We start from the raw sequence: 25,665 nt of genomic DNA, 5'->3' as shown, positions 1-25,665 counted from the left end.
AGGAAAATGATTGAATTTCTAAAAAGCTTTTTATGGATTGCCCTTGAATTGACCGTGCTTTTTATCGGGATTTCCTTTTTGATCAGCCTGCTTCAGGGATACATCCCTTATGAAAAAATCGAAAAGAAACTGACAGGACGCAATAAAGTGCTTGCCAGCTTTGCCGCCATCCTGTTCGCGTTTATCACACCCTTTTGCTCCTGCTCGACGATTCCAGTAGTCGTCAATATGCTGAAAAAGAAAATCCCATTTTCAATCGTTATGGTTTTCCTCTTCGCTTCTCCGGTACTGGACCCAACAATTTTAACGATAATGGGCGTTGTGATGGGCTGGAAAGTTACCATCATTTACACAGTCATCACGAGTGTATTCTCGATTGTCATCGGTTTTACACTCGATAAATTGGGGTTCCAGCGTTACGTCAAAAATGTCATCATGTCTGGCTATGAAGAAAAGAACCAAAAGTTTAATTGGAGATATGCTTTAGAAGAAACCTGGTCGCTGATGAAAAGTGTATATCCTTACTTGCTGATAGGTGCAGCGATCGGTGCCGTCATCCACGGACTTGTTCCAACTGAAATCATTACTAAATGGTTTGGTCATGATGCCTGGTGGCTGATCCCAGTAGCGGCAATTGCCGGGATCCCATTATACATCCGACTTTCAAGCATGATTCCGATTTCGCAAATGCTGATTTTAAAAGGGATGGCCCTTGGTCCCGTTATGGCGATGATGATCAGCTCAGCCGGAGCCAGCTTGCCTGAAGTCATCCTGTTAAAGTCCATATTTAAAAAGCAGCTCGTGATTGCCTTCATCGCTTCTGTTATTACGATGTCAACTATTTCTGGTTTTGTGTTCTACTTTGTATAATTAATCAAATTTTATTGATGAAAGGAGGTGAAATCAATGGCTAACTTTATCAAAATCCTTATGGGCAACAACTCGAAGTCTGATTGCTGCAGCGTGGAAATCAAGGAAGTTCAGGAAACAGAAGAGAAAAACGAAGCAGCTTGCTGCGGAGGCGATACTTCTTGCTGCTAATATTTTTACAGTAAAAGGAAGACGGTGCAATTAACGATTGTTACCGTGCAATTAGCATCACTTTCCGTGCAATTCCCTGACTTTAGTGATCAATTACAGGCAATCACCGCGCAATTTGCGCACATCACTAAGAGAATAATTTTTCCAGCACAACTTTATAGCATCATGAACAACAAAAAAGGTGGAGCCAGACATCTGAAATGCCTGATTCCACCTTCTTTTTTCGTAATATTAAACGCTTTTTCCACTTAGATTAGTGTCTAGCTTCAGCGCCTAGCCAGTTTTCATCCCTGAAAGTGCTTCTTCGAGTATCTTGCGATAAGCGTTAGCTTTGAGCCCCTCGAGTCGCTTCCGCTTTTCTATTCTTCAACCTCTAAAACGGGCATGATTTCTACTTTAATTTTACGGATACGATGGTTTTCTACTTCCTTGACGATAATTCTTAGTGTTTCATAAACAAATGTGTCACCGTTTACCGGGATACTCTCCAAGGTTTCAAAAATCCAGCCGCCGAGATTATGGTAAGATGTCTCCGGCATTGGCACATTGAACAATTCAGCAAAATCATCCAGGTCATACTGGGCATCGAACTCATACGTGCTTTCATCGATCTTTGTCATGATGTTGACCTTTTCATCGTGCTCATCCCAAATTTCGCCGACCAGCTCTTCAAGGATGTCTTCAAGCGTAATCAAGCCGCTCGTGCCGCCAAATTCATCGACGACAATGGCCATATGGCTTTTCGTCCTTTGCAGCTCTGGCAGGAGGGTCGCGATTTTCATCGACTTCACGACGAACATCGGCTGACGAAGCATCTCGCGGACATTCACTTCTTTATTCTGGATTAATTCAGCGAAAAACTCACGTTCGGACAAGAATCCGATGACATTATCTATATTATCTTCATAAACTGGAATTCGTGAAAAACGTTCCTCAAGGAAAATCTGCTTGATTTCCTCAAGAGGCTGGTTTACTTCGATTGTAATCATATCCATTCGATGTGTTAAAATTTCGCCGACAAGAACATCGTTAAATTCCAGGGAACGGTGCACAAGCTCCCTCTCATCGTTGTTGATGACACCCTCTTCTTCACTGATGTCTACCATCACCTTGATTTCTTCTTCGGTGACAGATGGCTGGACTTCCCCATCCTTCGAGAACATCCTCGATACGGATGCCTTCAATTTACTGAACACGAAATTGATCGGCGTAAGGATTTTGATCAGCAATAGCAGGATACCGGAAATTTTTAACGAATAAGCTTCTGCATTTTCCTTCGCGATCGACTTTGGCAAAATTTCACCAAAAATCAGGATCAAGATGGTCATACCAAATGTACTTACGATAAGACCTGTGCTTGCTCCGAAGATATCAACAGCTACCTTGGATGATATACTCGCCGCCGCAATGTTGACGATGTTGTTACCTACTAGAATTGTAGACAGCGCGTCATCAAAATTCTCGGAAATATACAAAGCTTTCTTGCTTCCAGCACGGCCCTCAGACTCATAGTTTCGCAGCCTGATTCTATTGACGCTGGAAAAAGCGGTTTCTGCCGATGAAAAGAAGGCAGACAAAAGAATTAAAACACCTAATAAAATGACTAAACCTATGGGAACTTCCAAAAAAATTCACTCTCCGAAAAAAAATTTGTCAGAATATATTTTACTGTTTCGACGGGTATAAATCAAATACTCTTGCTTATCCCTATGTATGTACGGTTTACCTGGCAACAAGGTTTCATAATCAGAGATTTTTTACATTTTCCTTGTCTGCCAAATTATTCTTGTTCACATACTTCACTTCGGGAATCAGTACATAGCCAAGATAAGCAAATGCTGACCCTAGCAATGCCCCAACAGCAATGTCTGCCGGATAATGCACCCCAGCCCATATCCGTGAAAAACCAACCAACACTGCGAGCAGAATCCATAAATATGTATGCTTCCTTTTAAACAGCCAGAACGTAACCGACATCGTAAAAAAAATAATGGTATGATCGCTTGGAAACGAGTTGTTCACTTCCATCTCAATCAATTGATTGACATCTGATAGCGCTGCAAACGGCTGGTGATTCGAGTGGAACATGCCCGCAATCTTCCCGGACACCTCGGCTAAGACAAGCGACACTAGCCCGCTCACAATCATCAATATGTTTCCCGGCTTCCGGCTGAGCAAGTATATAAGAACAGCCGCCGCTAACAGGTAAATCGCATTGTTAGCTATAAAGACAATGACAGGATTTAAGGCCTCGAATTCCTTTCCAGCGTCATTAATCATTCTAAAAAGTTCAATATTCATTCCGTTCAAACACTCTCCCCCAGACAAATTACTTTGATTATACAATATTTTCCGCTGTCCAAAATAAAAAATCGAAGGCCCAGGCAGCCCTCGATTCTTAGACAGGTAAATATTTATTATTTCTATTAAAGGTTGCCGCAAATTCATTGATCGATACAAAGTCAAGATGCGAAATTTCCTCCGCCGATCCGCTGACGCTTTTCGCAATGATTTTCTCGAAGAAATTCATCTTTGAAAAAATGAATTCACCTCCGAACAACCCTTTTGCTATTGCCGCTTCCCTCAGATTGTGTGGGAATGCATTTTCAAACTGAGTGTGTGCTTCCTGCCCTTCTCTCATACAGCAAAGAAACAGGCCGAGGTTTTTCCTTTGCAGCACGTCCTCATGCTCTTTCATGAATTTCTTGATTTTCCCCTGGATGCTGCCGGCATGGATCGAACCGCCGATCAACACCGAATCAAACAACTCCAAATCAGAATGCAGCTTAGTCTTATCCAGATTAATGGCAATGACTTCCCCTTCAATCTGCTTTCGTAAAAGATGTGCCGCTTTTGCTGTCGTACCATGTGTTGAGCAGTAAACAATCAAACTCTTCATTAGATCGCCCCCATCAGCCCTCTGGTATTCCAGACCATTGTGCATAGTCCATTTGGAATAATTATACCTTTAAGCTAAAGAAAAATTGTGAGAGTTGTATGGCAATTCTCTTACAATTCGGGTTTGTAGAGATGAGGTGATTCCTATATGACGTTTCCTCTGTGTACTGCACAATATGATTGATTGTAAACGGAAACTACTTTCCACTTTATCGATATATTAACCTCTTTTAGTGACGATTTTCGTTGAACCCTTTTATCGGCACATTATTCTCTTTTATGTGACGATAAATTTCGGTGAACCCCCTTTATCGGCACATTATTCTCTTTTATGTGACGATAAATTTTGGCGAACCCTCTTTATCGGCACTTTAACCTCTAAAATGTGCTTTCTCCAACTCCAACAAATGCTCTTTCATCGCGATTCCACCCCTGTACCCTGTTATGGCTCCGTTTTTGCCGATGACGCGATGACAAGGCACAGTCATCAGGACTGGATTGGCACCAATAGCTGTTCCAACTGCTCTTACCGCTGCAGGTTTACCGATTTTTTCTGCTATATCTGAATATGTACAGGTCTCCCCATAAGGGATTTCCCTCAATGCACCCCAGATTGCTTCCTGGAATGGCGTTCCTTTTACATCGGTTGGCAAGGAAAACTCGACTAGCTCCCCCTCAAGATACTCAGTCAATTCATCCCTGTATGGTTTCAAAGCTTCCGGGCTCTTTTCAAAAACAGCAGCGGGAAACCGTTTTGCCATGTCTTCATATCCTTCTTCCGGTGACCCGACATAACATAAGCCTTTGTCCGTCGCCGATATATAAATTTCATTACCCTCCAAATGAAGGATGTCATAATAGATTTTTTGCTCCACCACTCATCACTCCTTCTTACCTTCTTTTTCTCATTATACTAAAAAAGAAAGCCACCGTTTTAATATGAAAAAACATTAAATTCTAAATTTTCTTTACACTAGTAAATTTTCCCTTTACGATGGATATGGAGTGCAATAAGCTCCCATCAAATCAAAGGAGGTTAAGGATCATGGACAATTCAAAAAAGAAGCTTATTTTAACGAAAAAGGAAGATGGCCCATAGTTAGGGAGGAGAATGAACGTGGCACAATTAAATAAGGTTATTCAAATCGAGAGATATCATGAAGGATTTGCGGCTGGAGTCGCCAAAATGTGGAATCTGAGTCGTGACGGCTGGGGTGGTGATACCCGCGTCATGACGGAGGAGCAGGTGAAAAAGAAAGAAGCCAACTCTGACAACATCGAGCTTTACCTGGCATTGGACGGAGAGGAAGTTGTCGGGTACTGCGGCCTGTCTGAGTATAAAGAGGATACGGGATCACTGTATATCCCACTGCTCAACGTGCGCACGGATTATCACGGACATAAAATCGGCAAGAAGCTCTTGCTTCAGGCGCTTGAAAAAACGGTGGAGCTCGGCTGGCCTCGGCTTGATCTTTACACATGGGCCGGGAATACGAAAGCTGTTCCGCTTTATAAAAAGTGCGGCTTTTTCTGGGAGGACAGGGATGACTCGACCCACCTGATGAATTTCATTCCGCAGGTCCTGAATACTCCACTTTTAAAACCTGCCTTTGAAAAACTGGATTGGTATGGAGACAGCACCAGATTAATAGAAGTAAAGCCGGATGGAACCAAGGAAAATGGCTTTACTTTCTATGAATACAGCTGGCAGAACGCAGGCACGTCAGCGAGAGTACAATTCGAGCGAACAAGCCGCGGCATCAGCTTGATTGAAACAGATGATTTCATCCTGCAAATGAAATTGGCAGACCATGAAGTCATCCAGGAGGAAGAACGGGAATTCGAGATTACGGTCGTGAACAAGGGCGATGCTCCCATTTCCTTCAAGGCAGACGGCACGGACAGCGGACGCGTTAAGTATGATTTCAACGCAGAACGAATGGTAGATCATGAGTCTACTATATCCGCTACCTTCACCGTAGAAAAAGGTGAAGAACCGAGCAACTGGCGGACACATCCGAGCATCAAGGCGACTGTTTGGATCAACGGGCTTGAATGTGAATTGAAGCTTGGCATCTTCCCAATCAACCCTGCAAAAATAGAGGCCAGCTACTCTGGCAACCTATCTTTCCTGGAAAAAGAAACATCTATTAATGTTGAAATAAACAATAACTTGAACGAAAGCGCTGTTTTTGAATTAGACTTTCCTGAAGCTGAGCAGGTCGTATTAGCAAGGCAAACGTTCACCGTGGAAATTCCAGCACGCGGGCGGAAGACGCTGTCTGTTCCTTTAACTGTAAAACAGCATGGATTTTACAAGCCTGAGCTGAAGATCACTGCTACAAAAGCAGATGGACAAAAGCTGACCTTCTTTCAGGAAGTCTCGGTTTCTTTCAAAGGGCTCGGTGAAAGGTTCGGCGGTGAATCGAAGGATTTCTGGCATATTTTTAACGGCCTCGGACAGATCAATGTCCGCAAGCGGGACCTGCTGACGTCTGCCGCTAGAAACAATAAAAAGAATCAGCCTTTGGCTTTTATGACACCGAAACTAGGAAAACCATATTCACTCGAGTTCACCAAGAAAAAGCCTTCCTCTGTTACATGGGAGATCAATGATTCTTCGATTGATATGAAGATCTGCCTGGAATCTGCCGAGATGGAAGGACTGCACTTAACACAGACGTATCGTTTATTCGGTGATGGCATCATCCACACATGGGCGGAGGTTGAAAATAAAGGTGAGAGCGTCCATCCTGATGTAGCTTTCAGCCAGCCTGTCTACCATGAGATGGAGCGGGTTTACTTCCCACTCGACGGCGAGGTTGTGCATTTTTCCGAAAATCGGATCATGGAGATTGGCGAGCTGGAGACAGAGAGAATCACTGGAAGCTGGTATTTTACTGAAGGACATTCCGGCCCAATCGGTTTGTCCTGGTCTGAAAGCAGCAATGCCGGCCCTGAAAGCTGGCAATTCATCATCGAGGACCAGTTCGGTAAGCTAGAGCCGGGTGCAAAAGCTGTGTCAGGAACAATCACCCTGTCACTCGGAGCATTCCAGAATGTCGAAGAGTTCATCGCCTATGCAGAGCAAGTTCCAATCCGAAAGAAGCCTGAACCAACAAGTGATTTATGCTTCAAAGCTGATCAACTCGTGACCAAGCCTGATACTGACCTGGCTTTCACTTTAAAAACTCATCGAAACAGCTATCTTGATGGAACAATAACAATTGGAGACGAGATTCACGCGGTTACCGCCGATATGGAGAAAACCTCTCATTCTATGACAGTGCCAACAGGCGCTCTACAGCCTGTGTCCATTCTTGAAGCCACTTACGCAGGCAACGGAACGGAAGCTAGATTCAAAGAGTTGCTAATCTCTCCATCGGGAAGTGTTACTGCCGGAACGGAAGATGGCACTTTCATCATTGATAACGGCATCATAACTCTGAAAGCAGACCCGGCTTTTTATCCTGGCATCTATTCAATGGAAGTGAATGGCCACGAATGGCTCGCCAACTCCTACCCGGAATTGACGGCGAAAAGCTGGTGGAATCCATGGGCCGGCGGCATGAAGACAGTACCGAACGGAATCAATACCTTCTCGCTGTTAAAAGAAAAAAGCCATGCCGAAGTGGTCGAATTGACGGACAGCGAAGGCAATAAATGGACCGGTTTGGCGATCTCGACTGAGTTCAAGGAACATAAGCAATGGAAAGATGTCCAATATGCGCAATATTATTTGATGCTTCCAGGCGTGCCTGTTGTCGCTTCTTTTACAGAAGTGAAGGATGCTGGCGGAAAAAATCTTGCTGATGAAATTTGGATCACAGACATGTTTGTTGGTGGCAGCGAGCTGACCGATGTAAGGATTTCAGTCAGTGACAGCCAGCAGGGTCATGCGTATTACGCAGGCAGTGAGGAGATTCCTTTGCTGCTCGATGGAGACTCGTATTTCTCATCTAACAGCTGTGATGATAGGTTTTACATGATTCCGAACAACGATGCCTCTCCAACTGACGCGTATACAAATAAAGAAGTTTTGCAGCTTGTCTCAAGGCACAAAGGCGACTTTGAAAAGAGCGCTCCCCTGTTCCTGCTGTTTGATGAACGCTGGCTGACTGGCGACTTGCTGAAAAAACTTAGAAGAGTTCAATTTTAAAAGGAGAAACTATGAAAATCATCGATGCCCATATACACCTATCAAACATTAAATCCTTTTATGAAACGGCCGAGAAACTGTCATTCGTCGACTATTCCACAGCTGGCATCCTGAAGGAGTTCAAGGAAGCCAATGTGGTGCTCGGAATCGGCATGGGCCTGACGGAAACTGATAAAATGGGGTTCCCGGATTATGAAGCCCGTACGCCGATGGGGCTTGATATGGCAGCCGAGCTCCCGGCCAATATTTTTTGCTGCGCCGGGGTCAATCCTTATGATCTGGATGAGGCAGCACTTGCCCGGCTTGAAAAAGAACTGCAAAATCCGAAGACGGTCGGAATCAAGATTTATCTTGGCTACTATCCTTTTTATGCGTATGACGAAGTGTACGAACCGGTCTATAAACTGGCAGCGAAATACCAGCTGCCAGTCGTCTTCCACACTGGAGATACTTATTCAGAGCGTGGCTATTTAAAATATTCACATCCAATGGCGATTGACGAGGTCGCGGTCAACCACCGCGATGTGAATTTCATGATGGCGCACTTTGGAGATCCGTGGACATTGACTGGAGCGGAAATCATTTATAAAAACCCGAACGTTTTTGCTGATCTGTCAGGACTGATCGTTGGCACAAAGGAAGAACTGGACAAACGCAGCCAGGGTCGATTCCTTGACCACTTGCGCCATGCGCTTGAGTTTGCCGATTCTTATGACAAGCTGTTGTTCGGCACAGACTGGCCTTTGATCCCGGTCGGTCCGTATATCGAGTTCATCAAGGACCTGATTCCGCCCGAGCACCATGAGGACGTATTTTACAATACCGCTCTGAAGGTGTTTCCGAAGATCAAGCCGTATTTGGAGTAAGCCCGAGATGATCAGAAGAACAAGAAGAAGTCCCATTACCACTATGGTAATGGGACTTCTAATGTCTAAAAATTGCTTTCGAGCCAAGAACTCAGATGCCTAACCGCCTCAGGATGAATTGGCTTTCCGATTGTTTTTAAGTAATCCTTTTTGTAGGATGATGGCTTCATCGGCGTAAGTTGCTCCTTTAAGCCATGGTCCATGTTTTCGACGACATGGATTTCAAATTCTCCCTGGACAAACTGTTCAAGGCGCTTCAGCTTTTCAGGGTTGGCCTGAAAATCTTTTGTGCCATTGATTGCCAGCACCGGACATGTAACCTTCTCCAACGCCTTTTCTATATCCAGCGCAAAATGCTCCCTGAAATACTTGGCCGGCATTTTAATGAAGCCTAGTGTTTTCGTTACATCTTTATTGGAATCGACCATTTTCTTGTAGGTACCTTGGGCTTGTTTTTCGGCTTTATCAAGAGTGTTGAACTTGTTGATGATGAAGCCCTGAATTCCCTTCTTTTCTCTCATCTCTTTGTAAAGCAGCTGCCTTTGATGATCCAGTGCTTCCTTAAGCGTTTCACCGCCGCCGGAAAGAAGGACCAATCCTGCTGCCGGCCTTATAGCGTTCAGGGCAGTACCGACCATGCAACCTTCGCTGTGGCCAATGATGATGAGTTTGCTCTCGTCTACCTTCGGATGAGCTGACAGCATATCAAGTGCAGCTTCTCCATCCTTCAACGCATCAGAAAGCCCGGCAGAATGAAAATCCCCTTCACTTTCACCGATCCCTCTTTTATCGTAACGGAATGTTGCAAATCCAAGTGATGTACACAATTCAGCTAAATCCTTGTAAAGATTGAATTTGAATTTTCCATTAGGCGTGCTGCCGTCACGATTCAACTGGCCAGATCCTGGCAGGAACACCATTGCGGGATAGGTTTCCTTACCTTGATCAGGAATCAATAATGTTCCTGTTAATTTCACATCACTGTTAAAAGAAATTTCCTCATTAACCATCTGGGCGTTCATCATCCTTATTCCCCTCTTCAAAGTTATTATGGGTAGTTAAAATATTAGTGATCGTTCGTTTCTTCCTATTCGGCGCTTCTTCATTTTCGAGCAGCGGCGTAATCAACTCCACATATTTCCTGATAAACTCACTGTATTCCTCATCACTCGCGTACAAGGTCGCCTGCCGGAAGCTTGCCATGTCTTTTTGAAAATCATAGTTTGGCTGGCGAATATAGGCTTCAAAATCCATCAAGACACTGGCAAGAAACTTCATGAAATATTCCAGATGCTCATCGGGACCAGCTTTGAGCACCTCTTCCCTTGAGAGAACTTCATTATTTTTCGGCAGAGCATACACTTTTTCAATTGTTCCGCGAACCTGGTTTTCCTCGACTACCTCAATTACCCCTGCATCAAGCAGCTTTTTCAAATGCCGATACAAAGTTGCCTGTGGCACTTCCGGCAGCTTCTCAGCAATCTGCTGTACTGTCTTCCTCCTCCCACTGGATAACGTGTGAAGAACCTTCATTCGAACCGGGTGTAAAATAAGATCTGCTTTCGTTTCCTTCATCGTGATCACCTGCTGTGTATTAGTTTGCGATTATTATCATTATCAATAATGATAATATAATCTTGTTTGTAAAATTTGTCAATAACCTGTGGAGAATTTTTCTTTTCGTTCGGTGACGGACGGCATTCATTTTTTCCAACCCGTATCTTTTCATCATAAATAAAACTCCTGCGGGATTTTTGTCCAGCAGGAGCTAATAGCTTTATAAAAAGAAAACCAAAATCTGTGATGCCACTGCAACCGAGATAAGCGCGAATGGGTAAGCGACTGCGTAAGCGATCGCAGGATCTTCAGAATCCATCAACTGGTTAGTGGCTCCGAGTCCAGGTGTACTTGTCATTCCACCGCACAAAGCGCCTAGTGAGTGAATGATACTGAGCCGGAAAAGCTTCCTCGCGATGAAAAACCCGGCAACAACTGGCAAAATTGTAATGATCGCGCCGCCGATGACAAGGTTGAAGCCTTCCTGCTGGATGACCTGAACAATACCTTTTCCTGCTGTAGTACCAGCGCCAGCAAGGAATAGGACCAACCCGATATCGCGGATGACCTGGTTCGATGGCTGGTAATAGCGCGCATGAATTGGACCGAGTTTACCAAAGTGACCGATGATTAAAGCGATGAACAACGGTCCGCCGGCAACGCCGAATGTAATCGTGCCGAGCTTCGGGAAATGGAACGGAATCATCCCGGCCAGCACTCCCAGCAGCAACACTAAGCTTAGCGACAGAATATGGATATTCGTAACTGTCAGTTTCTTTCTGCTAAATAGCTTTTCTACATCTTCCAAACGGTCTTCACTGCTCACAAGCGTCAGGACATCACCGCGCTCCAGACGCCATTTCGCATTCTGGTTGAATTCAAAACCGCCACGTTCAATCCTCGTGACCGTCACTCCGTAGGTACGCCTTAATTCAAGTTCCCTGATCGTCTTCCCGATTAATTCCAGTGAATCTACGGTCACCTTTCGAAGCTCCACATTATCGTGATTTTTGAAATTGTTCTCGACTTCCCTGCCGATATCCTGGCACAGTTTCTTCAAGTCACTCGGTAGACCGACAGCAACAAGCCTGTCCCCCACGAGAATGACTGTATCATTGAGAGCGATAATATTCCGGTCCCCGCGGATAACCCTACTGATGACGACCGTATTGTATTTATTGAACTCCAGCTCTTTTAAAGTTCTTTTATTGATTGCAGGGTCCGTGACTTCGATTGTCATAACTTCAGGTGACTCATCATTGCGAACAGGACCCGATTTCTTTTTCAAATCCTCTGCCAGGTCCACCTTCAGCACTCGCGGCAAAAGCTGCACGAACAGCACAACCGCCAGTACTCCGAATGGATAGGCAATACCGTAGCCGACAGACGCGAGTGGGTCGCCTGTTGCCTGGAGGGCCGCCGCCAGACCAGGTGTACTCGTCAGAGCCCCAGTCATGATTCCGATGCTCAATGCTGGAGACAGGTTAAACAGCTTGGCCACAGCAATTGTAGTGACTGATGCGACAAGAACGATCAACAGGCTTATGATGCCGAAAACGATCCCGCTCGTTTTCATCATTCGGAAAAAGCGCGGTCCTGCAGACAAGCCGACAGCCACGATAAATAAGCCGAGGCCCAGCTGCTGGATGACCGGCGACACCTGATAGCCAAAATGGCCGAATACCATTGCCGCCAAGAGCACCCCGGATGTTCCCAGGCTTAGTCCCCGTATTTTAATTTCTCCCAGCGCGGAGCCGAGAAATAATATGACAAATAGTAGAATTAATGGTTCCTCTAGCAAACCAATTATGCCGTCCACGGATGATTCCTCCAATGATTGCGATTGTGAAAATCTATACAAATTAGAATATCACGTTGTCAAAACTATTCATAACCAGACAGTGACGAATTAAGTACAAAACAACATTCCTCTGGTTAAAATGAAGTTTCTCCTATAAGAAAACAAATGTTACTGTCCCTCCAAACCTGTCTGAAGTTAATCGATGTTCTGACAGCTTTCCTGGCTCTCCCTCCAAACCTGTCCGAAGTTGGTCGATGTTCTGACAGCTTTCCTGGCTTCTCCTCCAAACCTGTCCCAAGTTGGTCGATGTTCTGACAACTTTCCTGGCTTCTCCACCAAACCTGTCCAAAGTTGGTTGATGTTCTGACAGCTTTCGTGGCTTCTCCTCCAAACCTGTCCGAAGTTAATCGATGTTCTGACAGCTTTTCTGCCTTTCTCTCTAAACCTGTCTGAAGTTGGTTGATGTTCTGACAACTTTTCTGGCTCTCCCTCTAAACCTGTCAGAAGTTGCTCGATCTTCTGACTGCTTTTCCACCTTCTCCTCCAAACCTGTCTGAAGTTGACCTAAGTTCGGACAGCTTTTCCACCTTCTCCTCCAAACCTGTCCGAAGTTTTATCTGCAAACGAAAAAAAGCTCCTATCAGGAGCTTATATCCAAAGATTTTCCCAGCAGCCTTTGATGCCTGATTTCAAATTTATGGATGTGATTCAACTCTTCTAGCAGGTCATGAATCGAGACCAGCTCGTAATAGATGACCGTTTCTTCAGAGAATCGGTGGGAGTAAGCTTCTCGCACATCTACCTCGTGTCTTAATAAATCCAGTAGTTCTTTTACAATGGCATCATGAGATTCATCCATTACAAAATCGGGATGATGGAAGGCGGACTTGATCGATTTTACCATGGCTTCGACTATCTGTGCTTTTTCCTCAGGCAGGTGCATCGAGGGGAGCGAAACTAGATTTCCTACGTGATAATGGACCTGTCTTAAAATAGTCAGCTTCTTGAATTCATAATGGATATTCCGCATGTCCTTCCGATCGAATTGATGCAGCTTCCATTCTTTCTTTTGGTGCTTGCATAGTGTTTCGATAGCTTCCATGTCTTTCAGGATTCTTTGAAAATCCGCCCTTGTTTCCCGGTGCAACGGCTGATGCCTTGTGATTTCCGTTCCCCTGCCTTCTATCAGGTTCCCCGTCTCCACAATCAATTGCTGGATTTTTGCCTTGATCGATTTTGAATAGTCAGGACGGATTACGAGCAGGTTCACCAGGGTCGACACGGTTAGCCCGGTCAAAGTCGTACCGAGACGGATGAAAAAGTTGGACAAATAATGATCCTGGACAGTTGAAATCATCGCCACCCCTGTCAAAACCGCTACCAGCGCCCCGTCCTGTAGGTGCAGCCTGTGGCAGGCAATGATGGTTGCGACGGCAACGAGCATATAGGTTAGCGGGCTGTCGCCGAACGCAAAGTTGAAGACGACGGAAAAAGCAGCGCCAATTGCCGATGCCGGGAATCGTACATATGCTTTTTTTATCGAATCAGCCGCGGTAGGTTCAATCGTCACGATGGCAGTGATCACCGCGAACATCGGCGGCCACCCCAACAGCTCACAAATCAAAGCCGTAATGAAGACCGCAATCCCCGTTTTAAGAACCCTTCCTCCGACAAAATTGAATTTTTTCAGTATAGCCATTTTGCATTCCTCATTTAAAAATACTCTTACTATCATTATACCGTAAGGGAGCCAGATACGAAAAAGAGCCCCTATTATTAGGGACTCCTGAATTAGTTGATCACATATCCGTCTCCGGTGACCTCAGTATCAGCCGGGACAGTTACATAGATGAATTCCATTCCTTGCATCATTCCATATCCGCCGTTGAACTGCTCTCCATCCTCACTGAATTGGGTAAATGGAAATGCGTTCTTGTACTTAACAAGCTTGATATTCACATGATCAGGCGGATAGATTTTCAGAGTAGATTCACTTAATTCTATCTCTGGTGATTTAAAGCGGTCGGTTATATCAATATTGTCCATATAGGAATAAGTGGAGTAATGGGTCAATTCTACTTTCCCCTCTAGAGAATCCACCTTCTCAACGAAAATCATTACATTCTGTCCCATAAACTTTATGTCCAGAAGCTTATCTTTGAGCGGAAAATCCCATGTTTCTTTTTTGGTAAGTCCTTCCGCTTCTTCAATCCTTCCAGATTCAACTACAGAATAAATATCGGTATTCAATCTATCGTTTTCTTCAATTTCTTTATCGGTCAGGTATCCAGCTTCTAATGTATCTTCAACAGGAACCAAAAATGATAGAATTCCCGCCACCAGCAGGATAATAAGGTATCCAGCAAAAACCTTTGTGATGCCGCTTCCGCTCATGAACCTAGCACCGAAGAATCTATTTGAAAAACTCCCGAAACTGACCATCAGCAAGATAATAAAGAATAATAGAAAGATTATACTCATTTCCTCACCTCCAGGCTGTTAGAGACCCAAACTGATATTGCATAGGCAAGCGCGGATGTGAGAAGCACCTTTAACATAAAAAGTAGAAAGGATGTCTCTCTCACAAAGATTTGCCCGATATCGATCACTAGGGTAGACTCGCTTGCCAGGAACACATTTAAAAACAAACTTCCGAAAAGGAGCGCAGGAAGGATTATAATGAAAGCCTTGTTCCTCTGCACCAGCATCCCAACCAGATAGCCCAGCGCTGTGAACAGGAACAGATAAAGAATCGTAGCAGCCAGACCTTCTGCCATTTGCAGCATTGTTATTGGCTGGCTTTCGATGAATTCCCGGTCCTTCTGGAACAGTATCGCCAGCTTCAACGATTGGCTCGCGAGCACGAACGTAACTCCGCCAATGACACTTGCCCATCCAAGGAACATGATATTCGATAAATGACTGCTCAGCCTGTTGGCCACAAACGAGTAATCATCAAAACGATAAGCCTGGGTGGTGACGACGATTGCTGAGATAAAAGCCCATATCATCATAAAAGCGAGAATGATATTGCCAGAATAATAGTTCATATCATAGCTGAAAGTTTCCGATCCTCCGCCACCGCCTCCTTCTCCGCCAAGCGAAAAAAGAATCCCGATAATCTGCAGCATCATCAGCGACGTGAACATCCCACGGTAAGATTTCATTTTAAAACGAAACTGCTTTTTCACAACATCCCAAAGGCTAACCTTTGTTAAATACATCATCAATCCCGCCTTTCTCCTGGCTCGTCAAATACAGACAGAGGTCCTCGTTTGAAATCGTCGAGAACTCCAGGCTGTTTTTCATTGCTGAAGCAATCTGGTCATCTGAAAGGTCATTGCGGATTACCGCATATGTCCTTCCGAATTCAGTATTGCTTTTATGGAATACCTCATGGCCTCGAAGCCAGTTCTTAATCGCTTCTTCTTTTCCGCTGACAACCACAGCATACTCTCGAAGTTCTTCAATCGGCATATGCAAAAATTGCTTTCCGTCCTTCAGAAGCAATATGTCTTCAAGGATATCCTCTACCTCGTTCAAGTGATGGCTTGAAATGATGATCGTACGGGGATTCGCGATATAGTCCTTCAAGAGCGCCCGATAAAAATCCTTCCTTACTCCAGCATCCATTCCATTTGTCGGTTCATCGAAGATAGTCAGCGGGCATCGTGCCGCCAGTCCTATTATTGCGTTGAATGTATTCTTCATCCCTTTTGATAATCCGTCATGATTCTGCTTTGGATCCAGACCAAAATAATCAAATAGATTACGAGCAAGCTTCATATCCCAGTTATGATAAAAATCGGCTGCTGATTCCAGCAGTTCCTCAAGATCCAATGCTGCTGGCAAATTCATGTCATTATCTATCATGATCATGTTGGCAGATACCGTTAGGTTATTGAATGGACTCTCTCCAAACACTCTGACCTCACCTGAGTTCTCGCGCATGAAACCTGCGGCAATTTTCAGCATCGTCGTCTTGCCGGCTCCATTCCTGCCAATCAGGCCGGTAATTTTGTTTTCCCCGAGAGAGAATGAAAGGTTATCCAATGCTTTTTTCTTCCCATATGTTTTTGTTACATTTTCGAACTCCAGCACACTCATCATGAATCCCCCTTTAAATCCCGTTTGGCTTCCTGGATCATTTCGATCAATTCCTCCTCAGTTACCTGGAGGTGCTCCGCTTCCCGCACCAACTCAGCCACCAATGACTTCAATGTCTGGTTCCTCCGTTTCGCCGTTATAATCTTCTTCGCATCCTCCGATACAAACATCCCGAGACCGCGCTTTTTATAAAGAATGTTTTCATCTGCTAAAATATTCAACCCTTTTGCCGCTGTCGCTGGATTGATATTCAGCATCTCCGCAAGCTGATATTGTGAATAAACCTTTTCATCCTTCTTGATACTCTCGCTGAGAATCTCCGTTTCCAGCCACTCAGCAATTTGGACGTAAATCGGCTTCATGCTATCTGAATTAAGAATCAACCCCGCACCTCCTCTAACAGGTTACATAGTGCATTACTGTTGTAATGTACTATATAACATCATATGCAATATAACAAGGGATATTTAACCAATACCGAGAATTTTTTTAAAAAGAGGGTTAAAGTGGAGGGAAAATTGTAGCACGATTAGATGAGACCTGGTAAGGAGTAAGGAAGATTCATTCTAAAAAAATCCGGTTAAATTAGTGCTCTGTGAAATTGAATCCCTCATGCCTTTGATACCTTCCTCATTGCATGATCGATATCCATATTCGAACCTCATCGGTTTTTTGCACGTTCAAACTGGATTATTGCGCGTTCACCCCAGTTAATTGCACGGATAACCGGCATAATTGCACCGTCATAGATATTCATTGCACCGTCTAGTAAAATAATTGCAGCTTCATCCGTTTATTGGAAAATTGCCCCCCCAACAGAACAACCTCAATAAAAAACCCCCTCGCATTACACGAGAGGGCAAATTCTATAAAACTTTTTTGTCCAGAGGACTTTCGAGCTTCATAAGTTCTAGTTTCATCTTTTCCGTTTCCAGCAGGTAGTTCTCATGTTTCAGTCTTTCAAGCTCGATTTCGTCTTTAATCATGCTGTGTTTGATTTTGGCTACTCTTTGATAATGGCTTGTAACGATTGCGACTAATGGGATCGAAAACACCATTATGATTGTAATCGTTCCTGTCATGGAACTTCACTCCAAATCTATCATGATTTTACTTATATCATAGCAAATACAGGAAAAATAAACCAACCCTATACAGAAGTTTCAAACTGGACTTTATGCAGGTTGGCGAAGATGCCTCCCTGTTCAATCAGCTCATCATGGCTGCCTTCTTCGGCAATTCCATCCTCAGTCACGACGACAATCCTGTCGGCGCTTCTGATTGTTGCCAGCCTGTGTGCGATGACGAGCGTTGTTCTATTTTTAGAAAGTTCTCCAAGAGCTTTTTGGATGATTCTTTCCGTCTCGGTATCAAGTGCGGATGTCGCTTCATCGAGAATCAGGATCGGCGGATTCTTCAGGAACATACGCGCAATCGCAATCCGCTGTTTCTGTCCTCCCGACAGCTTCAGTCCGCGTTCACCGATCTGTGTTTCATATCCATCAGGCAGGGCGGCGATGAAATCTTCCAAGTGCGCCTGCCTGGCGGCTCTGACGATATCCTCATGGGTTGACCCGAGTGAACCGTAGGCAATATTCTCACGCAAGGTTCCGGTAAACAGGAACACATCCTGCTGGACAATTCCGATTTGCGAGCGCAGTGATTTCTTCGTCATCTCGCGAATATCGATGCCATCGATCGTTATAGCACCGCTGTTCACATCGTAAAAGCGCGGAATCAATGAACAAATCGTCGTCTTCCCTGCACCAGAAGGCCCAACGAACGCGACCGTTTCCCCATGATTGATTCTCAAATCTATTCCTTCTAAAACCGGTTTATTTTCATCATAGCTGAAGGTAACATCCTTAAATTCAATGTTCCCTTTTAGACCAGGGACCTCAATCGCGTCTTCCCGGTCAACAACATCGGGACTCTGGTCCATCAGCTCGGTAAACCGTTTAAAACCTGCCATTCCTTTAGGATACAACTCCAGAATCGCACTGATTTTATCAATCGGCTTGAATAGTACGTTCACATACAGGACGAACCCGACCAATTCTCCATAACTCAAAGTTCCGCTAAAACTTAGCCACGCCCCATACACGAGGACTACAAGAACAATCAGCCTTGTCAGCATATAAATGCCAGATGAACTGAATGACATCACCTTATAGGCAGTCAACTTTGCACGTCGGAACTTGCGGTTATTCTTAGTGAATCTCTCAATCTCAAAATCTTCATTTGTAAAAGACTGGACCACCCGGACTCCTGACACGCTGTCCTCAACCCTGGCATTCACATCGGCAATATCTGTGTACATATTTTTCCACGCTGTATTCATCTTCAGGTTGGAATAGGTAATCAGCCAGATCAGGAATGGCACGATGATCATCGTAGTCAATGCCAGATTGACGTTGATCGTCAGCATAATCCAGAACGCGCCGACGAAGGTCATCACTGCGATGAATAAATCCTCCGGCCCGTGGTGTGCGAGCTCGCCCAGATCAAACAGGTCATTGGTGATCCGGCTCATGATGTGCCCGGTTTTCGTATTATCGAAAAAGCGGAACGATTGCTTCTGGACATGCTGGAACAGCTGCTGCCTCATGTCCGTCTCAATATTGATCCCAAGCTTATGGCCCCAGTAATTGACGATGAATTGAAGCAATGTGCTGATGATGTACAACAGCAACAATCCAATGCTTACACTGACAATCATATTCCAGTTCCCGCCGGGCAGCAGGGTATCAATGAACCATTGCACAGCGAGCGGAAAAGCAAGCTCAAGCAAGGCGACAATCACCGCGCTGCTAAAATCAATGATGAATAACCGCCGATGAGGGCGGTAATAAGTAAAAAATCTCCGTATCATCTTAGTATCTCCTTTAATATCTTCAAGTGATTATATGTCAAGGAGCGTCACTTTTTCAATAATTACGAAAATTTAGTGGATGAAAATCCATGTATTTGTTTTTTATTCACGGTTAATTTTGCTAAATTATGGACAGCTTATAGAAAGAATTGAAAGTAGTTGAGGTGAGAACAACGGGTGATTTCCAAGAGGCATTTCCTTTTCAATCTTGTATTGATATTTGTTCCATGGCTAACGGTATTATTCATTGGCAAAAGAAGCTTCAGACGCTACTGCTTTGCGGGAGTGTTTATCATCGTTTTTGAAATCATCAACCATATGTATGGCCACAAACGGAACTGGTGGAAGTTTTACAATAAACGAAAGTCTTTCTTGCGAGATGAACTTCCATTTAGCATAGGGCCTTACATGCCGCTTTCAATGTGGCTCCTGAAAATTTCGTATGGGAATTTCAAAAAATTCGTTACGCTGAATGCAATAGCAGATGGAATTTTTGCTTTTCTTATCATTAATGTACTCAAGAAAGTAAAAATTGTAAGACTGAACAAATTGAACAATTTTCAGTTCTTCCTCTATCTCCACTACAAAGCTTACTTGTTGTATGGATTCCAGTACCTTTTCGAAAAAATGCGAGGCTATCGATTATATATGTAAACAAGCTCCCGGCTTTTGTGCCGGGAGCTTTCTCTTTCTTAAGACGGAACAAGAACACCTTCAAGCTCTCGATTGATTTCTTTTGAACGGTTCGCAGCATGGTTGACTGCCTGGGAGATTGCCGTTCCGCCATTGTACTTTCTTAACGCATTCAAACCTGATGCTGTCGTTCCGTTTGGAGAGGTCACATTTTTCCTGAGGACCTCTGGTGTTTCGTCCTTTTCGATGATCATTTTTGCTGCACCAAGAATTGTCTGGGCAATGATTTCACGGGCCATTTTTTCGTCCATTCCGTTTTCCCTGCCGACATTCTCCATGTGCTCCATCAAGTAGTAAAAATACGCAGGTCCGCTTCCGGCAAGGCCTGTGAAGATATCCATCTGGTCTTCTTCAATCAGGAACACTTTTCCCATGCTGCTTAATAGTTCTTTTACATCCTCGATGTTTTCATTCGTTGTGTGTATCCCCGGTGAAATGGCAGTGGCTGATTCCTGGATCATGCTTGATGTGTTCGGCATGACACGGACAACCTGCTGGCCATCTTTAAGGTTATCTTCCATGAAACCTGTTGAAATGCCTGCCAGAACCGACACAACCACCTGGCCAGGGACTAATTTATCCTTCAAAGCTTCAAGAGCTCCCGCAGCTCCTTTTGGCTTCATCGCTAAAATAAACATATCTATATCTGCATAAGGCAATTCATCCTGAGGCATCGCATTGATTCCGTATCTGGATTCCAGACGCTCCAATTTCGCTGCATTGCTCTTGTTCGTCACATAAACATTTTCCGCACGCATCTTGCCTGATTTGACCACACCTGAAATCATTGCTTCCGCCATCGATCCTGCACCTAAAAATGCTACTTTTTTATGTTTTAACAACCGCATTCACCTCAAAATTTTTATTTCCGTTCGTTTTTTATCAACGTTACTTATAGTAACATCCTCAGAATCAGATTCAAGGATATCGGGCCAATTCGGGAGCATACGGGCGAGATAGTGAATGAAAGCGGAAACATTCGGACTTAAGCAAGGATTTTGTATGGATAAACAGCTTAAATCCTCATTCATGCTAAAATATGGAGAGATATAAGGATTCATAATTTTGATACCCATTCCTGATTTTATGTTTCGCTTCGTGATCTCCTGGTGCAACACATCTTCTCGTTAATAATTCCAAAGGAGAATACAATCAAGTCAATTTTAAAAACGAACTGGAAGGAGAGCGAAATGAAATTAAGAGATAAAATCAACAGCCTTCCTTTGACACCCGGTGTATACCTGATGAAGGATCTAACAGGAACAATCATCTATGTTGGAAAAGCGAAAACTCTTAAGAAACGGGTGCAATCCTATTTTCATAAATCAGCAGCCCACCCTCAAAAAATCAGGAAATTGGTCGCAAACATCCACGATTTTGACTATATCCTTACTGATACAGAATTTGAGGCTTTCTTGCTTGAATGTCAGCTGATCAAAGAATTAAAACCTCTTTTCAATAAAAAAATGAAAAGTCATCTCTCTTATTCATATATCCAAATTGACATGGAGGGGCCATATCGAAAAATCTCCATTACACAAAATAAAACAGATAAGGACGGAGTCATGTACTTCGGTCCGTACACAAGCCCAATTTATGTAAGGAAAGCTATAGAAGATATGGAGGAGTATTTTAAAATAAACTGCCTCCAGCCCCTTAAAGGGTCTCCATGCTTGAATTACTTTCTTGGTCAGTGCAATGGATTGTGTTTGGGAGGAAATGCTGTCAAACAGTACAATGAGGTGGTGGACACTTTCATTTCATTGCTTAAAGGGGAAGATTCAGGGGTCATTGATGAATTAAGAGATAAGATGCAGCACGCTGCCAGTGAACTTCAATTTGAGACCGCATCAAAAATCAGGAATTATATTAAGTCCTTTTCCGTCCTTTTATATAAAGAAACAGTGGTTCAATTTACCGAAAACAGTCAAAACATTGTGGCTATCGAGCGATTAATGGAGAATACATTGAAGCTTTTTTTCATTAAGGGACATAAGGTCATTTTCAGTCAGAAATATTCTCTGGAGATGATTGAGCAGCATTTAGAACAAATCAGGACAAGCATTTTGACCTCTTTTCAAGAGAACGCTAGCGGGAAATCACTCATTATTGGCAAAGCAGAGATCGATGAAGCACAGATCATCTACAGTTATTTAAGTGGAAGCAACAGCAGATTCACCGTCATTCCCGATGATTGGCTGATTATTGGCGGCAGCTATGAGAGGCTAGACAATACTTTAAAAGAATTAATAGAGATGTAAGGGCTGCCTAGGATGGCAGCCCTGTTTTGTCCCAAACGATGGAGAATGTCGTTCCCTGTTGACTGCTCTCCTTTAAAATCAAGTCGGCACCCAGGGACCGAGCAAGCATTTTGCTAAAAGGAAGTCCAAGTCCAAGACCTCTTACCTTGAGCTTTTTCTTCTCACCCCGGAAGAAACGTTCAAATACCAGTGATTGCTCTTCGTCTGGTATCCCTGAACCTGTATCTTTTACATCAATTCTTCCCTCTGAAAGAATGAGGGATATTGTTCCTTCATGGCCGATCGCCTGATAGGAGTTATTCAATAGGTTTATCAAGATTTGCTGCAATCGTAATGGATCAGTCATAGCATGTATGGTATCGTCAGGCGTGATGACCTTTAAGTCAACGTGTTCATTTTGCGTGACCTGCCACTGCCTCCCGATATCCTCAACGAGTTTATTCATATCACAATTCTCTGTACGGATCGTGAAGGCACCTGCTGCCAGTGAATTGAAGTCCAGCAAATCAGAAATCATTGTTTGCAATCTATTGATTTCTTTTAGCGTGATGTCGAGAAATTCCTGGCGTTCCTCTCCTGTTACGATTCCGTCCCGGACAGCCTGGACAAGACCGCTAATTGAGGTGACCGGTGTTTTCAAATCATGCGTCACTCCAGCCAGCAATTCAGCACGCATTTGCTCGAGCTGGGTCAGTCGGCTGGTCATTTCTTTAAAGGAAGTAACCAGTTCGTATATTTCAAGTTCCTTCTGTCCCGAATCAAGCTTGATGTCATAATCCCCTTCACGCACCTGTGCCGCTGCCGCCGCTACATCCTGGATTGGTTTCAGGATTCTTTTGGTGAGAAGATAAATAACGATCCAGCCAAGCAAGCCCAGTCCCAATAGTAAAATGAGCAGCAAACGGTATTCCTGGTCGATGTTAGTCAATTCATCAGCATTTTGCATCACAACTACCCAGCCGGCTTGAATATCATTGATGGTGATTGACGCTTTAACAGCGTAAATATCTGTTCCATTTTCTGTGAGTTTCTTAATTGAATCCTCACTTGCAATTACTTCTGTGGGAACATTTTTTGATATATGGCGCGGACCGCCTCCTCCATGCATCGGACCCGTATTCAGAACATTTCCTTCCATATCAGTAATGAAAAGCAGAGGCTGATTTTCCATTTCGAAAAATCTTGTCCGGTCTTCCATTCTACGGTCAAAACCGCCGAAATTATTGGACTGTTCGACCCGGTCGGCAGTTTCTACCGCCATATACCCCATTAACTTCAATCGGTTTTCCAGCGTCTTTTCCTTGATCCACCACACCGATCCCGCACCGAGCAAAAGAAGCCCGACAACCAGGGTTAGCAGATATCTGGTTGTCCAATATCTCAACAATGTCACGTGCTTTTTATTTTTCGTAAACACTGAACTGATACCCCATTCCTCTTAATGTCGTGATCTCTCCCTGTGACGCGGGCCACTCCGCCAGGGATTGGCGGATTCTTTTTATCGATAAGTCCACTGCACGGTCACTTCCGTCATAATCCATTCCCCATACACTTTCGATCAAGTCTTCTCGGGTAAATGTCCGATTTGGCCTTTCCGCTAAATAAATCAGCAAACTTAGGTCTTTGGGAGTTAAGACGACTTTCTCGCCAGCGACCGTGACAACATGGGAATCCATGTTGATTTTCAGACTGCCAAACTGTTTCATGTTTTCCGTTTCGAGAACTTGGGAAGAACGGCGAAGTACGGCATTTACCCTTGCAACCACTTCTTCACCAATAAAAGGCTTGGAAATATAATCGTCTGCTCCCTGGTTCAGCCCTTTCAAACGATAATCAATGTCCCCAAGGGCAGTCAGCATGATGACCGGACATGGGCTGATTTGACGAATTTCTTTTAGAACTTCCCAGCCGTCCATTTCCGGAAGCATCACATCCAGCAGAACAAGATTCGGCTTGCACTCAGTAAATAATTTTAGCCCTTCACGACCATCGAATGCCTGTACAACCTCATAGCCTTCATGTTTGAGGTAAACTGCCAGCACTCTTGAGATCGTTTGTTCATCTTCTACGATTAAAATGGTCTTCATAATCGCCTCTCCCATCCTACTAGAAAGCTTTCACTCTGGAGCCCGTCATTCCGGTTCATTTTCTACTCCTTATTTTACAAGAAAAATCCCCCGCTAGATACCGGGGGATCAAGTATATTATTTTACATTAAAAGCCTTGTCCACCGCCGTTATGGTGCATGCCGCCACGGCCGCCTTCACCGCCGAAACCTCCTTTTCCCATTCCGCCTTTGCCTCCATGTCCAAAACCACTGCCTTTTCCAAAGCCTTCACCATTTCCAAAGCCATTGCCCTTTCCGAAACCTGCGCCATGTCCAAATCCCATTCCATGGCGTCCGAATCCATCTTCAAACAGCTCGTCAAGCTTGTCAGCATCTTTGTCTCGAATCTCTTCCATTAGTTCGCGGGTATCTTTATCTGCAGTCGATATTCCAAGTTCGTTCGCAAGGTTCACGACTTTCATTTCCTGTACTTCCTGGGCGATTTCACCGATTGTTTTCCCGTCAATCGTGATGTTCAGCTCTTTTGCGTCTGCTTTTACTTTTGCAGATTGGACTTCCTGAGAAATGTCTCGGATATCCTTGCCATCTAATGTAATTCCATACTTCTTAGCCTCCTGGTTTATATAAGCAGTATGAACTTCCTGCTGCAGTGTCTGCAGGTCTTTACCCTCAGTGGAGACACCAAGCTCCTTTGCTTTTTTATTCAAGTTCGCTGTGCGGATTTCCTCCATTAGAGTCTGAGCATCCTTGTTGTCTGTTGAGACGCCAAGTTCTTTCGCCTTTTCCCTAAGGTTCTCTAAACGGATAGCATCGTGAAGTGCGGCTGCATCCTTGCCATCGGTCGAGATGCCCAAATCCTTCGCTCTCTCCTTAAGGTTGGCCAGCTGGACTTCCTCAGCCAGCGTTGTGACATCCTTGCCGTCTGTCTTGATTCCGAGTTCTTTTGCTTCATTTTTAAGTGTAGCTTCACGAATTTCACCCATCAAGGTTTGAGCGTCTTTACCTGATGTGCTGATTCCAAGTTCTTTTGCCTTTTCGATCAGTGCCTCTGAGTTGCCTCTGTAATATCCCTTATGACCAAATCCTTTACCGAAAAAACCTTTAACAGTGGCGGCAGCTGAGCTCGTCGTACCATCATCATTAGCCAGCGAAGTAGTTGCATACCCTCCAAGCAATAATACGCCTGCAATCGTGAATCCAATAACTGATTTCTTCTTCATATCTGACATCCTCCTACAAACCATTCTATTTTTCAGGTTCAAGATGGACATGAACCTTATACTCATAATTTACAGGGTGAATATGTCAGCAAAATGTCAGAAGAGAAAAAAATGAAAAAAAT

The 25,665-nt window shown here is 44.1% G+C and carries 26 protein-coding genes; 6 read left to right on the top strand and 20 right to left on the bottom strand.

What is annotated here, in order from left to right; all coding sequences use genetic code 11:
• Window positions 1–6 precede the first annotated feature (6 nt).
• Window positions 7–870 carry a permease gene (locus tag CD004_RS02595; protein ID WP_102261346.1) on the top strand — a complete coding sequence of 288 codons (864 nt, stop codon included), beginning with the start codon at window positions 7–9 and terminating at the stop codon, window positions 868–870.
• A gap of 36 nt (window positions 871–906) precedes the next feature.
• Window positions 907–1,041, top strand: a complete 135-nt coding sequence (locus CD004_RS24395; RefSeq protein ID WP_267892348.1) for a hypothetical protein — start codon at window positions 907–909, stop codon at window positions 1,039–1,041.
• A gap of 359 nt (window positions 1,042–1,400) precedes the next feature.
• Here CD004_RS24395 and CD004_RS02590 read toward each other — a convergent pair whose 3' ends face one another.
• The 4 genes from CD004_RS02590 to CD004_RS02575 form a co-directional block, all read right to left on the bottom strand.
• Window positions 1,401–2,666 carry a hemolysin family protein gene (locus tag CD004_RS02590; RefSeq protein WP_102261345.1) on the bottom strand — a complete coding sequence of 422 codons (1,266 nt, stop codon included), beginning with the start codon at window positions 2,664–2,666 and terminating at the stop codon, window positions 1,401–1,403.
• Between the two features lie 121 nt (window positions 2,667–2,787).
• A complete protein-coding gene (locus tag CD004_RS02585; RefSeq protein WP_226678636.1) occupies window positions 2,788–3,342 on the bottom strand; it encodes an undecaprenyl-diphosphatase in 555 nt (184 codons plus the stop codon).
• A gap of 97 nt (window positions 3,343–3,439) precedes the next feature.
• Entirely contained in the window at window positions 3,440–3,940 is a 501-nt protein-coding gene (locus CD004_RS02580; protein ID WP_102261343.1) for a flavodoxin domain-containing protein, read from the bottom strand.
• Window positions 3,941–4,310: 370 nt separating this feature from the next.
• A complete protein-coding gene (locus CD004_RS02575; RefSeq protein ID WP_233434933.1) occupies window positions 4,311–4,814 on the bottom strand; it encodes a methylated-DNA--[protein]-cysteine S-methyltransferase in 504 nt (167 codons plus the stop codon).
• 242 nt (window positions 4,815–5,056) lie between these two features.
• Here CD004_RS02575 and CD004_RS02570 point away from each other — a divergent pair, with 242 nt between their 5' ends.
• Both CD004_RS02570 and CD004_RS02565 read left to right on the top strand, forming a co-directional pair.
• The gene (locus CD004_RS02570) at window positions 5,057–8,098 is read left to right on the top strand and encodes a GNAT family N-acetyltransferase (protein WP_233434932.1); all 3,042 of its coding nucleotides are present in this window, start codon (window positions 5,057–5,059) and stop codon (window positions 8,096–8,098) included.
• A gap of 11 nt (window positions 8,099–8,109) precedes the next feature.
• Window positions 8,110–8,964: an amidohydrolase family protein gene (locus tag CD004_RS02565; protein ID WP_102261340.1), complete on the top strand. Its 855-nt coding sequence runs from the start codon at window positions 8,110–8,112 to the stop codon at window positions 8,962–8,964.
• A gap of 65 nt (window positions 8,965–9,029) precedes the next feature.
• Here CD004_RS02565 and CD004_RS02560 read toward each other — a convergent pair whose 3' ends face one another.
• From CD004_RS02560 to CD004_RS02510, 12 genes are all read right to left on the bottom strand, one after another.
• Window positions 9,030–9,989 carry an alpha/beta hydrolase gene (locus tag CD004_RS02560; RefSeq protein ID WP_102261339.1) on the bottom strand — a complete coding sequence of 320 codons (960 nt, stop codon included), beginning with the start codon at window positions 9,987–9,989 and terminating at the stop codon, window positions 9,030–9,032.
• A complete protein-coding gene (locus CD004_RS02555) occupies window positions 9,967–10,539 on the bottom strand; it encodes a helix-turn-helix domain-containing protein (RefSeq protein WP_102261338.1) in 573 nt (190 codons plus the stop codon). Before CD004_RS02555 ends, CD004_RS02560 begins: the two co-directional genes overlap by 23 nt.
• Before the next feature lie 19 nt (window positions 10,540–10,558).
• On the bottom strand, window positions 10,559–10,669 hold the full coding sequence (locus tag CD004_RS24630) for a cation-transporting P-type ATPase (RefSeq protein ID WP_407657676.1): 111 nt from the start codon (window positions 10,667–10,669) through the stop codon (window positions 10,559–10,561).
• 72 nt (window positions 10,670–10,741) lie between these two features.
• The gene (locus CD004_RS02550; RefSeq protein WP_233434931.1) at window positions 10,742–12,340 is read right to left on the bottom strand and encodes an aspartate:alanine exchanger family transporter; all 1,599 of its coding nucleotides are present in this window, start codon (window positions 12,338–12,340) and stop codon (window positions 10,742–10,744) included.
• Between the two features lie 177 nt (window positions 12,341–12,517).
• A complete protein-coding gene (locus tag CD004_RS02545; protein ID WP_102261337.1) occupies window positions 12,518–12,796 on the bottom strand; it encodes a hypothetical protein in 279 nt (92 codons plus the stop codon).
• 166 nt (window positions 12,797–12,962) lie between these two features.
• The gene (locus CD004_RS02540; protein WP_102261336.1) at window positions 12,963–14,021 is read right to left on the bottom strand and encodes an aromatic acid exporter family protein; all 1,059 of its coding nucleotides are present in this window, start codon (window positions 14,019–14,021) and stop codon (window positions 12,963–12,965) included.
• A gap of 92 nt (window positions 14,022–14,113) precedes the next feature.
• Window positions 14,114–14,803 carry a hypothetical protein gene (locus tag CD004_RS02535; protein WP_102261335.1) on the bottom strand — a complete coding sequence of 230 codons (690 nt, stop codon included), beginning with the start codon at window positions 14,801–14,803 and terminating at the stop codon, window positions 14,114–14,116.
• Window positions 14,800–15,552: a hypothetical protein gene (locus CD004_RS02530; RefSeq protein WP_158651467.1), complete on the bottom strand. Its 753-nt coding sequence runs from the start codon at window positions 15,550–15,552 to the stop codon at window positions 14,800–14,802. Before CD004_RS02530 ends, CD004_RS02535 begins: the two co-directional genes overlap by 4 nt.
• A complete protein-coding gene (locus CD004_RS02525) occupies window positions 15,527–16,432 on the bottom strand; it encodes an ABC transporter ATP-binding protein (RefSeq protein ID WP_324782502.1) in 906 nt (301 codons plus the stop codon). The genes CD004_RS02530 and CD004_RS02525 overlap by 26 nt, the downstream gene beginning before the upstream one ends.
• Complete coding sequence (locus CD004_RS02520) at window positions 16,429–16,812, bottom strand: GntR family transcriptional regulator (RefSeq protein WP_102261332.1); 384 nt, start codon at window positions 16,810–16,812, stop codon at window positions 16,429–16,431. Before CD004_RS02520 ends, CD004_RS02525 begins: the two co-directional genes overlap by 4 nt.
• 483 nt (window positions 16,813–17,295) lie before the next feature.
• Window positions 17,296–17,511, bottom strand: a complete 216-nt coding sequence (locus tag CD004_RS02515) for a hypothetical protein (protein ID WP_102261331.1) — start codon at window positions 17,509–17,511, stop codon at window positions 17,296–17,298.
• A 68-nt stretch (window positions 17,512–17,579) separates the two neighbouring features.
• Window positions 17,580–19,301 (bottom strand): ABC transporter ATP-binding protein, encoded by a 1,722-nt coding sequence (locus tag CD004_RS02510; protein ID WP_102261330.1) that lies wholly within the window; start codon window positions 19,299–19,301, stop codon window positions 17,580–17,582.
• A gap of 177 nt (window positions 19,302–19,478) precedes the next feature.
• On the opposite strand from CD004_RS02510, the gene CD004_RS02505 reads away from it, so the two are divergent.
• On the top strand, window positions 19,479–19,955 hold the full coding sequence (locus CD004_RS02505; RefSeq protein ID WP_102261329.1) for a hypothetical protein: 477 nt from the start codon (window positions 19,479–19,481) through the stop codon (window positions 19,953–19,955).
• Between the two features lie 38 nt (window positions 19,956–19,993).
• Here CD004_RS02505 and proC read toward each other — a convergent pair whose 3' ends face one another.
• Window positions 19,994–20,842 carry a pyrroline-5-carboxylate reductase gene (gene proC / locus CD004_RS02500; RefSeq protein WP_180321271.1) on the bottom strand — a complete coding sequence of 283 codons (849 nt, stop codon included), beginning with the start codon at window positions 20,840–20,842 and terminating at the stop codon, window positions 19,994–19,996.
• 342 nt (window positions 20,843–21,184) lie between these two features.
• Between proC and CD004_RS02495 the strand changes: the two genes are divergently transcribed.
• Window positions 21,185–22,255, top strand: a complete 1,071-nt coding sequence (locus tag CD004_RS02495; RefSeq protein ID WP_102261327.1) for a UvrB/UvrC motif-containing protein — start codon at window positions 21,185–21,187, stop codon at window positions 22,253–22,255.
• Window positions 22,256–22,262: 7 nt separating this feature from the next.
• On the opposite strand, the gene CD004_RS02490 is transcribed toward CD004_RS02495, so the two are convergent.
• The 3 genes from CD004_RS02490 to CD004_RS02480 form a co-directional block, all read right to left on the bottom strand.
• On the bottom strand, window positions 22,263–23,672 hold the full coding sequence (locus tag CD004_RS02490) for a HAMP domain-containing sensor histidine kinase (protein WP_102261326.1): 1,410 nt from the start codon (window positions 23,670–23,672) through the stop codon (window positions 22,263–22,265).
• Window positions 23,656–24,342, bottom strand: a complete 687-nt coding sequence (locus CD004_RS02485) for a response regulator transcription factor (RefSeq protein WP_102261325.1) — start codon at window positions 24,340–24,342, stop codon at window positions 23,656–23,658. Before CD004_RS02485 ends, CD004_RS02490 begins: the two co-directional genes overlap by 17 nt.
• Window positions 24,343–24,469: 127 nt before the next feature.
• Window positions 24,470–25,543: a hypothetical protein gene (locus CD004_RS02480; protein WP_102261324.1), complete on the bottom strand. Its 1,074-nt coding sequence runs from the start codon at window positions 25,541–25,543 to the stop codon at window positions 24,470–24,472.
• Window positions 25,544–25,665: the final 122 nt, after the last annotated feature.

The sequence above is a fragment of the Mesobacillus jeotgali genome (genome assembly GCF_002874535.1).
GTDB lineage: Bacteria > Bacillota > Bacilli > Bacillales > Cytobacillaceae > Mesobacillus > Mesobacillus jeotgali.
The sequence above is the reverse complement of the archived record's forward strand: the minus strand, read 5'-3'. Positions and strand labels throughout refer to the sequence as shown.

What these genes read in the sequence shown, in the direction of transcription:
- CD004_RS02485 (WP_102261325.1), bottom strand. Translation starts at nt 24,342, where the DNA reads ATGAAGACCATTTTAATCGTAGAAGATGAACAAACGATCTCAAGAGTG.
- CD004_RS02555 (WP_102261338.1), bottom strand. Translation starts at nt 10,539, where the DNA reads ATGAAGGAAACGAAAGCAGATCTTATTTTACACCCGGTTCGAATGAAG.
- CD004_RS02510 (WP_102261330.1), bottom strand. Translation starts at nt 19,301, where the DNA reads ATGATACGGAGATTTTTTACTTATTACCGCCCTCATCGGCGGTTATTC.
- CD004_RS02480 (WP_102261324.1), bottom strand. Translation starts at nt 25,543, where the DNA reads ATGAAGAAGAAATCAGTTATTGGATTCACGATTGCAGGCGTATTATTG.
- CD004_RS02585 (WP_226678636.1), bottom strand. Translation starts at nt 3,342, where the DNA reads ATGAATATTGAACTTTTTAGAATGATTAATGACGCTGGAAAGGAATTC.
- CD004_RS02495 (WP_102261327.1), top strand. Translation starts at nt 21,185, where the DNA reads ATGAAATTAAGAGATAAAATCAACAGCCTTCCTTTGACACCCGGTGTA.
- CD004_RS24630 (WP_407657676.1), bottom strand. Translation starts at nt 10,669, where the DNA reads ATGAATGCCGTCCGTCACCGAACGAAAAGAAAAATTCTCCACAGGTTA.
- CD004_RS02560 (WP_102261339.1), bottom strand. Translation starts at nt 9,989, where the DNA reads ATGATGAACGCCCAGATGGTTAATGAGGAAATTTCTTTTAACAGTGAT.
- CD004_RS02535 (WP_102261335.1), bottom strand. Translation starts at nt 14,803, where the DNA reads ATGAGTATAATCTTTCTATTATTCTTTATTATCTTGCTGATGGTCAGT.
- CD004_RS24395 (WP_267892348.1), top strand. Translation starts at nt 907, where the DNA reads ATGGCTAACTTTATCAAAATCCTTATGGGCAACAACTCGAAGTCTGAT.
- proC (WP_180321271.1), bottom strand. Translation starts at nt 20,842, where the DNA reads ATGCGGTTGTTAAAACATAAAAAAGTAGCATTTTTAGGTGCAGGATCG.
- CD004_RS02540 (WP_102261336.1), bottom strand. Translation starts at nt 14,021, where the DNA reads ATGGCTATACTGAAAAAATTCAATTTTGTCGGAGGAAGGGTTCTTAAA.
- CD004_RS02595 (WP_102261346.1), top strand. Translation starts at nt 7, where the DNA reads ATGATTGAATTTCTAAAAAGCTTTTTATGGATTGCCCTTGAATTGACC.
- CD004_RS02580 (WP_102261343.1), bottom strand. Translation starts at nt 3,940, where the DNA reads ATGAAGAGTTTGATTGTTTACTGCTCAACACATGGTACGACAGCAAAA.
- CD004_RS02565 (WP_102261340.1), top strand. Translation starts at nt 8,110, where the DNA reads ATGAAAATCATCGATGCCCATATACACCTATCAAACATTAAATCCTTT.
- CD004_RS02525 (WP_324782502.1), bottom strand. Translation starts at nt 16,432, where the DNA reads ATGATGAGTGTGCTGGAGTTCGAAAATGTAACAAAAACATATGGGAAG.
- CD004_RS02515 (WP_102261331.1), bottom strand. Translation starts at nt 17,511, where the DNA reads ATGACAGGAACGATTACAATCATAATGGTGTTTTCGATCCCATTAGTC.